Source organism: Mesobacillus harenae (genome assembly GCF_013343715.1).
In the GTDB taxonomy this organism is placed as follows: domain Bacteria; phylum Bacillota; class Bacilli; order Bacillales; family Cytobacillaceae; genus Mesobacillus_A; species Mesobacillus_A harenae.
In genome coordinates this window covers 24,793-35,291 of the sequence record NZ_JABUNR010000027.1, presented here as the reverse complement: position 1 = coordinate 35,291, position 10,499 = coordinate 24,793, and the positions used below count along the sequence as shown (strand labels likewise).

Here is a 10,499-nt window from a genome sequence, read left to right as displayed (position 1 = left end):
CGGACGGGATAAGTGCTGAAAGCATCTAAGCATGAAGCCCCCCTCGAGATGAGATTTCCCATAGCGCAAGCTAGTAAGATCCCTGAAAGATGATCAGGTAGATAGGTCTGAGGTGGAAGCGTGGTGACACGTGGAGCTGACAGATACTAATCGATCGAGGACTTAACCAAAATATAAGGCGATACTCAACTTTCTTTTCTTCTTCTTTATTACATTATCTAGTTTTGAGGGAACAAACCTCAAAATAGTCTGGTGGCGATAGCGAGAAGGTCACACCCGTTCCCATACCGAACACGGAAGTTAAGCTTCTCAGCGCCGATGGTAGTTGGGGTTTTACCCCTGTGAGAGTAGGACGCTGCCAGGCAGTTTATTTTCTCAGCATATGCTGACTTAGGAAATAACAAAACAATATTTTTTCTTTTATCGGCGCGGGGTGGAGCAGTCCGGTAGCTCGTCGGGCTCATAACCCGAAGGTCGCAGGTTCAAATCCTGCCCCCGCAATAATTCATTTTCCAGGTCCCGTGGTGTAGCGGTTAACATGCCTGCCTGTCACGCAGGAGATCGCGGGTTCGATTCCCGTCGGGACCGCCATTTTTGATATTATAGTAGATTAACTAAACGAGTCATTGGTTCGTTTTTTTTTAATGCCTAAAAATGTTTTTTAGCCTGCTCTTGCAGCTGAATAAGCTTAGGGTTTTGCTTAGCAAAGCGAGTAACTTTGACCTTTCTTTTAAAAAATAGCAAGCATAGCTTTAAAGGAATTTTTGCCCGAAATGTGAAAATCGTGTAAACTACATATAGAATTGTTTCCTTAGGAGGGATCCTAAGGGTTTTTTGTCTTTCCGATGATAATGTTATTATAAAAGGAAGAAGCTAGGAAAAAAGGAATTTAGGTGAATTGTATGCAACCTTTTCAATTTGTGTCAGAACAGCCGGAACAAACTTTAGAATTGGCTAAGCGCCTTGGAAAAGCTCTCAAAGCTGGTGATGTTCTAGCTCTTGAAGGAGATTTAGGCGCAGGAAAAACAACCTTTACCAAGGGCTTGGCACAAGGACTTGAAATAAAGAGAATAGTGAACAGTCCCACTTTTACGATTATCAAAGAATATCAAGGGCGGCTTCCGCTTTATCATATGGATGTTTATCGAGTAGAGGACGCTTTCGAGGACTTAGGGTTTGATGAGTACTTTACAGGTGAGGGTGTAACAGTTGTGGAGTGGGCCCATCTTATTGAATCGCAGCTGCCTCTCGAAATTTTAACAGTGTATCTGTACCATGAGAACGATACTGCCCGAAAAATTGTAATGGAGCCGAAAGGCAAGCGTTATGAAGAATTATGCAAGGAGCTATTCTTATGAAAATTTTAGCGATTGATACTTCGAACTACACGATGGGCATTGGGATATTAATTGGAGACCAGGTAGCAGGGGAGTATATTACAAATCTGAAAAAGAACCATTCTGTCCGGGTGATGCCGGCAATAGAGGCTCTGATGCATGAATGTGAAATTAAGCCTTCGGAATTAACAAAAATCGTTGTTGCAAAAGGTCCTGGCTCTTATACTGGAGTTCGGATTGGTGTCACTATTGCAAAGACACTAGCCTGGTCTCTGGGTATTCCAATAACAGGAGTTTCAAGTCTTGAGGTAGTAGCTGCATCATCAGGCCGTCATTTTGAAGGCAAAGTATCTCCATTGTTTGATGCGAGAAGAGGACAAATCTATACTGGGTTATATGAGTACAAAGAAGGAAGCCTTCACACTGTAATAAAGGATCAGCTAATTCTATCAAAGGATTGGGCAAAACAGCTTGAAAGCCAGGATGATTCAATTTTGTTTACAGGAGTAGATTTGCATTTACATCAGGATGTTATAAAAAAAGAATTACAAGATAAGGCTGTGTTTGCATCCCCAACCGAATATAATCCGCGCCCTGCCGAACTGGCATTTTTGGGTAAAGATAAACCAGCTGAAGAGCTTCATTCATTTGTACCTAATTATATTCGCTTAGCCGAGGCAGAGGCCAAATGGAAAGAATTAAACCAATCCTAATATGAGCATCAATAAAGGAAGAATTATAATGAACCATACGATTGCTTTTCGTTTTATGAAAGAGGAAGATATTGACCAGGTTCTTGAAGTGGAAAGCCAGTCATTTGCGACTCCATGGAGCCGGGACGCTTTTTATAATGAGCTGAATAAAAACCAGTTTGCTTTTTATATTGTTGCTGAGTGTGATGGTAAGATTATTGGTTATTGTGGTACGTGGGTTATTGTGGATGAAGCACATATTACAAACATTGCGCTCCGGCCAGAATACAGAGGCCAGAAATTGGGAGAGGCCCTTTTGCGTAAGCTGATCGATATGGCAAAGGAAATGGGGGCTGAAACAATGACTCTTGAAGTGAGAACTGGCAATAAGGTAGCTCAATCGCTTTATAGGAAGCTTGGCTTTCAGGATGGAGCGGTACGAAAAGGCTACTATGCTGATAATCAGGAGGATGCATTAGTTATGTGGGTGAATTTGTCATGAAAAAAGACCAGTGGATTATGGGAATTGAAACTAGTTGCGATGAAACAGCTGTAGCTATTATAAAAAACGGCCGTGAAATTGCGTCTAATGTAGTAGCATCGCAAATTGAAAGCCATAAAAGATTTGGCGGAGTGGTACCAGAGATTGCATCACGACATCATGTTGAGCAAATGACAATTGTACTAGAAGAAGCTGTTAACCAGGCAGGGATTACTCTTGGCGATTTGGATGCTATTGCTGTAACATCAGGCCCAGGTCTTGTTGGAGCTTTGCTGGTTGGTGTAAATGCTGCAAAAGCGATAAGCTTTGCACATGCCATTCCCCTGCTTGGAGTCCATCATATTGCGGGTCATATTTATGCAAACCGTCTTGTAACTGAAATGAAATTCCCTCTTCTGTCTCTAGTTGTTTCCGGAGGTCACACTGAACTCGTGTTGATGAAGGAACATGGGCATTTCGAAGTGATCGGAGAAACAAGAGATGATGCTGCTGGGGAGGCTTACGATAAAGTCGCCAGAACTCTAAACCTTCCTTATCCTGGGGGTCCCCATATTGACCGTTTAGCTCATGAAGGAGTTCCGAGCATTAATCTGCCAAGGGCATGGCTTGAAGAAGGGTCTTATGACTTTAGCTTTAGTGGTTTAAAATCTGCAGTTATCAACACGGTTCATAACGCCGAGCAGCGTGGAGAAACAATAAAGCCAGAAGACTTAGCTGCCAGCTTTCAGGCGAGTGTTATTGATGTACTTGTTACCAAAACTCTTAAAGCAGTAAAGGAGTTTAAGGTTGAGCAAGTATTGCTTGCGGGTGGAGTTGCCGCTAATAAAGGGCTCCGAGCTGCCCTTAGCGAAGCTTTTAAAGAGTTACAAGGGGTAGACCTAGTTATCCCACCGTTGTCTCTCTGTACGGATAATGCTGCTATGATTGCAGCGGCCGGAAGTATTTTATTTGAAAAGGGACAAAGGTCCAATCTTGCATTGAATGGAAACCCAGGATTAGAGCTTTCTATCCACAATTAGTTATTTCTTTAAAGGAGACATGTCGATAAATGAACAAATTAATGTTAATTATGTGGATAAACAACCTCTTTAATGTGGATAGTGTGGAAAAGTATAAGAATAGAACGGCAATATAAACAGCATTAATATCAAATTGTGGACAAGTAGCGAAAAAAATCCCGGGCTCTATGCCCGGGATTTTTTCTATTAAAGATCTATATATGGTTGATATCTTACTATTCTCAGTCAATTTACTGTGACTATCCAGTTCACTTCATAAACTACCGGCAAATTTCAACTCCTATGGCAGAGCAAATTTGCGCTTCTTAACGAACCTTTTAATTTTCATTGTTTTTTAACTGTCAGCTTCGTTTCTCTTACTCTTCAGCCAGCTCAGCCCACTCATCCATCAGTGTTTCAAGTTCAGCTTGGGTTTCTGTTATTTTAGTGTTTAGCTCAGCGGCCTTTTCATGATTATGAAATATTTCTGGATCGCACAGTTGCTCTTCATAATGGGCTACAGTGCCTTCATGTGCTTCAATTAGTTTTTCTATTTCTTCGATTCGCCTTTTCCGCTGACGTTCCAGCTTCTTAGCTTCTTTATCAAGCTGAAACGAATTTTTTTCACTGCCGAAGATTTCACGAGAAGGCTGAGCCTGATTTTCAAGTTCTTTCAATTCTTGCTGTTCGAGCTTTTTCTCAACGTAATAATCATAGTCGCCCAAATATTCGGTTGACCCATTTTGTTGGAGCTCAATGACTTTCGTCGCAATTCGGTTGATAAAATATCGATCATGCGAAACAAATAAGATTGTACCTGGATAGTCGATTAAAGCATTCTCTAAAACCTCTTTACTGTCAAGATCCAAGTGGTTGGTTGGCTCATCAAGGATAAGGAGATTCGCTTTTTCAAGCATTAGTTTTGCCAGTGCTACCCGGGCTTTTTCCCCGCCGCTTAAGGATGCGACCGGTTTTAAAACATCATCACCGGAGAATAGGAAGTTTCCCAGAACTGTTCTGATTTCCTTTTCTGTTTTTAAAGGATATTCGTCCCAAATTTCGTTCAGTACTTTTTTATTTGATTGAATATCGGCTTGTTCTTGATCGTAGTATCCAATGCTTACGTTCGCTCCATAATGTATATCACCAGCCAGAGCAGGAATCCTCTTAATAATCGTTTTAAGAAGAGTAGACTTGCCAATTCCATTCGGGCCGACAAGAGCAATGCTATCGCCTCTCGTTAATCGAAGGTTAATATCCTGGGATATTTTCTCCCCATTGTAGCCAACGGATAAAGCATTAGCTTTTATGACATCATTTCCACTTTGCCGGTCAATTTCAAAGCTAAAACTAGCTGACTTCTCATCACCAAGAGGACGTCCCATCCGATCCAGTTTCTCAAGCTTCTTCCTCCTGCTTTGCGCCTGTTTTGTTGTTGACGCCCGGGCAAGGTTCCGCTGTATAAAATCCTCAAGTTTTGCTATCTCCTCTTGCTGCTTCTCAAACTGTTTCAATTCCCGTTCGTAATTCGCCGCTTTTTGATCCAAATAAGAGCTATAATTTCCTGGAAACTTATTGAGCTGATTTCTGGAGAGCTCATACACCTTGTTAACAACTTTATCTAAAAAATAGCGGTCATGGGAGACGATTAGAATTGCGCCGTTATACCCTTGCAAATATTGTTCAAGCCAGGATAAAGTTTCAATATCAAGGTGGTTTGTCGGCTCGTCCAATATCAGAATATCTGGTTGGCTAAGCAATAGCTTACCAAGAGCAAGCCGAGTTTTTTGTCCCCCGCTTAATGTTGTGATTTTTGTGGAATAATGAAATGATTGAAAGTTTAACCCATGGAGAACAGAACGTATATCTGCTTCATACTGATAGCCGCCTTGTTCTTTAAATTGAACTTGAAGAAAATCATATTCCTTTAGTATTCTTTCATATTGAGCGTTATTTGACAGAATATCGGAGTCTGACATATCTTCCTCTAGCTGCCGCAGCTGTTTTTCCATTTGCCGCAGATGATCAAATACCGAAAGCATCTCTTCCCAGATTGACAGGGTAGATTCCAGCCCGGTATGCTGTTCAAGGTAGCCAATTGAAACATCCTTGGGCTTATTTACATCCCCTGAATCGATTGAGGTTTGTCCAGCCAGCATTTTTAGTAAGGTTGATTTACCCGCTCCATTTCGGCCAACAAGGGCGATTCTGTCATTCGATTGTATTTCGAATTTAATATTCGATAAGATTAGGTCAGCGCCAAAATGTTTCGTTAATTGATTGACCTGTAAAAGTATCATTTTATTCACCTCATGCCTTAAATTAAGTGTAACTCATTCAAATACGCTCGGCAATAAATGTAGAAAACTGTTGATATGTGAAAGATGAAACAAAGTTACACAGATTTGGCTAAATAGTGTATGATTTTGTTGAGAGGAGATTGAGGATCATGGCAAACTTTACTCATTTTAATAGCGAAGGAAGGGCAAAAATGGTCGATGTTAGTGACAAACCAGAAACCGTGCGTACGGCCATTGCCCGATCAAGTATTACTGTTAATCAAGAAATATATGAGAAAATTACTGAAAACAGGATGAAAAAAGGGGATGTCCTCTCAGTAGCACAAGTTGCAGGTGTGATGGCTGCCAAAAAGACTTGGGAAATAATCCCAATGTGTCATCCGATACCTTTGACAGGTGTTGATATTACATTCTCCTGGGACACAGAAAATAATGATTACACCTTAGACATTATTGCCTCTGTTAAAACAAAGGGAAACACGGGTGTTGAAATGGAAGCGTTAACAGCAGCCTCAGTTTGTGCGTTAACTGTTTATGATATGTGTAAAGCAGTGGATAAAGGAATGGTAATTGGCCAAACATATTTAGCTGAAAAGACAGGCGGGAAAAACGGAGACTTTAAAAGAGAAGAAAAACTATAATAGACAGGTTTGATTCTCAGGGGGGATGGAAATGGCAAACGAGACAATGAAAATCCCACAGGCTACAGCCAAAAGGCTTCCTTTGTATTACAGGTTTTTGAAGAACCTGCATTCTTCAGGAAAGCAAAGGGTGTCTTCTGCGGAATTAAGTGAAGCAGTTAAGGTGGATTCCGCGACGATTAGAAGAGACTTTTCTTATTTTGGCGCATTAGGGAAAAAAGGTTATGGATATAATGTTAATTATCTTCTGACTTTTTTCAGAAAAACACTTGATCAGGACGAGCTGACTAAAGTAGCTTTAATTGGTGTTGGAAATCTGGGAACTGCCTTTTTAAATTATAATTTCTATAAGAACAATAATACGAGAATCGAACTTGCTTTTGATGTGGATTCTGATAAAGTGGATACAAAGATAGGCGATGTTCCCATTTTCCATCTTGATGATCTTGAAGAAAAGGTTGTTGCAGAGAATATCCAGGTGGCTATTTTAACTGTGCCTTCCGTACATGCTCAAACTATTACAGATCGTCTGGTTGCATCAAATATTAAGGCTATTTTAAATTTTACTCCGGCACGGCTCAATATTCCAGCTTCCATCCGGGTGCATCATATTGACCTTGCAGTTGAACTGCAATCGCTGGTTTATTTTCTCAAACATTATCCGATGAACCAGGAGAATGAAAGCGAATAAGTTGAATCTCCTCATGATTCGGGTATGATAGGAATGGGAGGTGAGGCAAATGAACCTAGGAATGGGAAGCCTCTTATTAATTGTCTTTGTTGCTTTATTAATTTTTGGTCCGAAAAAGCTGCCTGAATTAGGCAAGGCAGCCGGCAATACACTCCGTGAATTTAAGAATGCAACAAAAGGTTTGGCTGATGACGACGATGATAACCGCAGAAAAGATAGTCAGTAATGTTGGGAATGAAAATTTATGAGTCATAAAGATATGACAATATATGAGCATATAGGTGAATTAAGAAAACGGCTGGTAAAAATAGTCGTTTTTTTCTTCTTAGCCGTGATCGTCAGTTTTCTTTTTGCTGAACCACTAATTGTTTACCTGCAAAGAGCGGATGAGGCAAAGGAATTGACAATGAATGCTTTCCGCCTGACAGATCCGATCAAAATTTATATGCAGGTCGCTTTTTTAATTGCTTTCTTAATTACCTCACCAGTCATCTTATATGAGCTTTGGTCCTTTATAAGTCCGGGTTTGTTAGAGCGGGAACGGAAAGTGACCTTAAGCTACATACCGATGTCTGTTGGACTTTTTATTACTGGAATTAGCTTTGCCTATTTTATTCTTTTCCCGTTTGTAGTGGATTTTATGAATCGAATTGCGGCTAGACTGGATATTAATCAAGTAATTGGAATTAATGAATATTTCCAATTTTTATTTCAGTTAACAGTACCCTTTGGGTTTTTGTTTCAGCTGCCAGTAATCATTATGTTTCTAACCAGGCTTGGCATTGTTACACCAATGTTTTTAGTTCAGGTTCGTAAGTATGCCTATTTTGTTCTTCTAGTGATTGCTGCCTTCATAACACCGCCAGAGCTTCTGTCCCATCTGATGGTGACCGTTCCATTGCTAGCTTTATATGAGGTTAGCATCTTCATCTCTCGCTTTTCATATAAAAAGGTTTTGCGTGCAGAAGAAGAGGAAAAGAGCATGGAGGAATAAACAGTAAATATGTGATGAGTTCCATAATAAGAGCCTCTTCCATCGACGAAAGAGGCTAAGATTTTCGACAAAGGCAGCGAGAAGCTTTTTCTCGCTGCCTATTGTCATTTTTTTGTTGGAATGGTGGAATAAAGACCGCTTTCCCTCTGGGCGCTTGCTTTCCGGGGGGCGGGCGGTGAGCCCCAAGGAGTCAAGCACCTTGCCATGTACAAGTTGCTAGTTTCTTGAAATTCATTGCAGCAAAAAGTAAGCATCGTCTGCATGGACAAATTTTTCAAGTCCATCCCATACCATCAATTTTCTTTTCATATTAGGGATATTGTCACTTCCATTTACATGGGTCAGCAGCCAAAAAACTCTTATCCATAACTCCTTCAATATATGGTAGAAGATGTCTTAGAACACACTGGACTCATGATAGCTTAAACATACAAACTAAGTGCTCGTTTGGAAGTATTGATTAATAGCGAGCATTTCTAATTGTTCACGTTCGTTAAACTGATTTTTGGTCATTTCTAGGAAATTATTATTGATTAAATGTAATAAGGTGGCTTGGAGCGGAGGGGGGCGACTCCAGCGGGAAAAGCGGGAAAGTCGAGACCCTGGACTAAGCGTAGCGAGGGAAGCGGCTCGGCCCCGCCCGCGGAAAACGTCCACCCGGAGTGGAAATCTAACCACACTGGTTATCTAGCTCAATTTTAAAATAAAAAAGACTGTAGGCAAACTCAAATACTTCGAGTGTGTCTACAGTCTGAGCCTCTTCCATCAACGGAAGAGGCTCTTATTTACTTATTTGCTGTTCGTTTGTTTTAGCTTAAAGTGCAAGAGAACTCTTCGAATTCCTGAACCTAAATCAAAGGTGGCCAGCATGACCAGCAGGTAGGTGAAGAATCCCCAGCCGCTTTCATTCACGTTAGATATGGCAAAGAAGGTGAATAACAGGCCAAGCACTATATAAACTATGCCTGATCGTAATGGTGATTGCATCATTATAAAAATCCTCCAATAAATCCTTGAATTCTTTCTGCTTCTTCAATCAAGCGTTCCAGGTCTTCCCTGAACACTGACTGGACAAGAACGACCAACGTATTCATTGCGACATGAGCAAAAATAGGAACAATGATTCTTTTGGTTTTTACATATAGAAAGGCGAAGGTAAAGCCCATGGCTGAATATAAGAGAATGTGTTCAGGTTCAAAGTGGGCAATCGCAAATATGATGGAGCTAAACAGTGCTGCAAGAAAAAAGTTAAACCGCTTATATAGGCTGCCGAAAATTATTTTTCTGAAAACTATTTCCTCTAGGATTGGCCCAATGATTGAACTGACTAGAATAACAATTGGAAAAGTATCGATAATCCGGATGATCTCCTGAGTATTTTCTGATCCCATTTCGATTCCAAGTGAGGCTTCTATATTAGCAGCAATTGACTGTGCCATAAGTGCCAAGAATATTCCCGCGACCGCCCAAACAATTGACTTACTGACGGAAGCAGTGTCCCGTGGGGCTAAGTCCGCCTTCATATCTCCTCTAAGGAAGAATAGCACAACGAGTAACGTGATGGTGAAGCTGCTTACAAGCCAAATGGGAATAGCCAAAGCCTGCATTTCCTCAGCAGTGTTTCCAAAAATAGTCCCTATGTACATAACAAGCGGAATGCCAACAAGGCTTGAAACCTGCATGACAATATAGGCAATTAATATATACCAATATTCCTTCTTCAAATTTATATTCTCCTTTAAAAAGTTTCGGAACAGCACTTGCTTTCACTGTGCCTTTCGTTAGCTTTTGTTATTCTTTTCACTTTAACCATTCTACAAATAAAAGGGCTGATAGTTCAAATATAAGGGACGCTGTCAGAAATAATTCAGAAATAATGTTTAAAAATATCATCTAGTCCCATACTTTAAATGGTAATAAAAATGGAAAAAAAATATGCTTGTTACTTGCAAATTACAGTAAGATTCATTATGATATTAATTGTGTTAGCACTCTGCAAGAGAGAGTGCTAATAATCAAATAAACTACATACAATTTGAGGAGGTTGTTTCACTTGTTAAAGCCACTAGGTGATCGTATTGTTATTGAGCTTGTAGAGGGTGAGGAAAAAACTGCAAGCGGTATCGTTTTACCAGACTCTGCTAAAGAAAAACCTCAAGAAGGCAAAGTTGTTGCTGTCGGATCAGGACGTGTTTTAGAAAGCGGAGAGCGAGTTGCTCTTGAAGTATCCGAAGGCGACGTTATTATCTTCTCAAAATACGCAGGTACAGAAGTAAAGTATGATGGTACAGAATATCTAATTGTTCGTGAAAGCGATATCCTTGCTGTAGTCGGACAGTAAGCT

The 10,499-nt window shown here is 40.4% G+C and carries 12 protein-coding genes, 2 tRNA genes and 2 rRNA genes; 13 read left to right on the top strand and 3 right to left on the bottom strand.

All coding sequences use genetic code 11. The annotated features are described in order from the left end of the window. The 8 genes from HRJ06_RS22310 to tsaD form a co-directional block, all read left to right on the top strand. A 23S ribosomal RNA gene (locus HRJ06_RS22310) occupies positions 1 to 170 on the top strand; the annotation flags it as partial. 78 nt (positions 171 to 248) lie between these two features. Then, positions 249 to 364: ribosomal RNA gene (gene rrf / locus HRJ06_RS22305) — 5S ribosomal RNA — on the top strand. Positions 365 to 427: 63 nt separating this feature from the next. Beyond that, positions 428 to 501 (top strand) — tRNA-Met (locus tag HRJ06_RS22300). A gap of 14 nt (positions 502 to 515) precedes the next feature. Next, positions 516 to 591, top strand: a tRNA-Asp gene (locus HRJ06_RS22295). Positions 592 to 902: 311 nt separating this feature from the next. Beyond that, positions 903 to 1,358 (top strand): tRNA (adenosine(37)-N6)-threonylcarbamoyltransferase complex ATPase subunit type 1 TsaE, encoded by a 456-nt coding sequence (gene tsaE / locus HRJ06_RS22290; RefSeq protein WP_174735142.1) that lies wholly within the window; start codon positions 903 to 905, stop codon positions 1,356 to 1,358. Beyond that, complete coding sequence (gene tsaB / locus HRJ06_RS22285; RefSeq protein WP_174735141.1) at positions 1,355 to 2,050, top strand: tRNA (adenosine(37)-N6)-threonylcarbamoyltransferase complex dimerization subunit type 1 TsaB; 696 nt, start codon at positions 1,355 to 1,357, stop codon at positions 2,048 to 2,050. The genes tsaE and tsaB overlap by 4 nt, the downstream gene beginning before the upstream one ends. A 28-nt stretch (positions 2,051 to 2,078) precedes the next feature. Then, positions 2,079 to 2,531 carry a ribosomal protein S18-alanine N-acetyltransferase gene (rimI, locus tag HRJ06_RS22280; RefSeq protein ID WP_174735140.1) on the top strand — a complete coding sequence of 151 codons (453 nt, stop codon included), beginning with the start codon at positions 2,079 to 2,081 and terminating at the stop codon, positions 2,529 to 2,531. Continuing rightward, complete coding sequence (tsaD, locus tag HRJ06_RS22275) at positions 2,528 to 3,550, top strand: tRNA (adenosine(37)-N6)-threonylcarbamoyltransferase complex transferase subunit TsaD (RefSeq protein WP_174735139.1); 1,023 nt, start codon at positions 2,528 to 2,530, stop codon at positions 3,548 to 3,550. The genes rimI and tsaD overlap by 4 nt, the downstream gene beginning before the upstream one ends. Positions 3,551 to 3,906: 356 nt before the next feature. Here the strand turns inward: tsaD and HRJ06_RS22270 are convergent, their stop codons facing one another. Next, complete coding sequence (locus HRJ06_RS22270; protein ID WP_174735138.1) at positions 3,907 to 5,829, bottom strand: ABC-F family ATP-binding cassette domain-containing protein; 1,923 nt, start codon at positions 5,827 to 5,829, stop codon at positions 3,907 to 3,909. Between the two features lie 149 nt (positions 5,830 to 5,978). On the opposite strand from HRJ06_RS22270, the gene moaC reads away from it, so the two are divergent. The 4 genes from moaC to tatC are packed head-to-tail and all read left to right on the top strand — an operon-like array spanning position 5,979 to position 8,155. Further along, positions 5,979 to 6,470: a cyclic pyranopterin monophosphate synthase MoaC gene (gene moaC, locus HRJ06_RS22265; RefSeq protein ID WP_174735137.1), complete on the top strand. Its 492-nt coding sequence runs from the start codon at positions 5,979 to 5,981 to the stop codon at positions 6,468 to 6,470. Between the two features lie 31 nt (positions 6,471 to 6,501). Then, positions 6,502 to 7,161 carry a redox-sensing transcriptional repressor Rex gene (locus tag HRJ06_RS22260; protein WP_174735136.1) on the top strand — a complete coding sequence of 220 codons (660 nt, stop codon included), beginning with the start codon at positions 6,502 to 6,504 and terminating at the stop codon, positions 7,159 to 7,161. A 49-nt stretch (positions 7,162 to 7,210) separates the two neighbouring features. Beyond that, positions 7,211 to 7,387, top strand: a complete 177-nt coding sequence (locus HRJ06_RS22255) for a twin-arginine translocase TatA/TatE family subunit (protein ID WP_174735135.1) — start codon at positions 7,211 to 7,213, stop codon at positions 7,385 to 7,387. A gap of 18 nt (positions 7,388 to 7,405) precedes the next feature. Continuing rightward, on the top strand, positions 7,406 to 8,155 hold the full coding sequence (gene tatC / locus HRJ06_RS22250; protein WP_174735134.1) for a twin-arginine translocase subunit TatC: 750 nt from the start codon (positions 7,406 to 7,408) through the stop codon (positions 8,153 to 8,155). 789 nt (positions 8,156 to 8,944) lie between these two features. Here the strand turns inward: tatC and HRJ06_RS22245 are convergent. Next, positions 8,945 to 9,145, bottom strand: a complete 201-nt coding sequence (locus HRJ06_RS22245; protein WP_174735133.1) for a YdiK family protein — start codon at positions 9,143 to 9,145, stop codon at positions 8,945 to 8,947. After that, on the bottom strand, positions 9,145 to 9,879 hold the full coding sequence (locus HRJ06_RS22240) for a CPBP family intramembrane glutamic endopeptidase (RefSeq protein ID WP_174735132.1): 735 nt from the start codon (positions 9,877 to 9,879) through the stop codon (positions 9,145 to 9,147). The genes HRJ06_RS22245 and HRJ06_RS22240 overlap by 1 nt, the downstream gene beginning before the upstream one ends. Before the next feature lie 329 nt (positions 9,880 to 10,208). Here HRJ06_RS22240 and groES point away from each other — a divergent pair, with 329 nt between their 5' ends. Continuing rightward, positions 10,209 to 10,496, top strand: coding sequence for a co-chaperone GroES (gene groES / locus HRJ06_RS22235; protein WP_174735131.1), 288 nt, complete (start codon positions 10,209 to 10,211; stop codon positions 10,494 to 10,496). Positions 10,497 to 10,499: the final 3 nt, after the last annotated feature.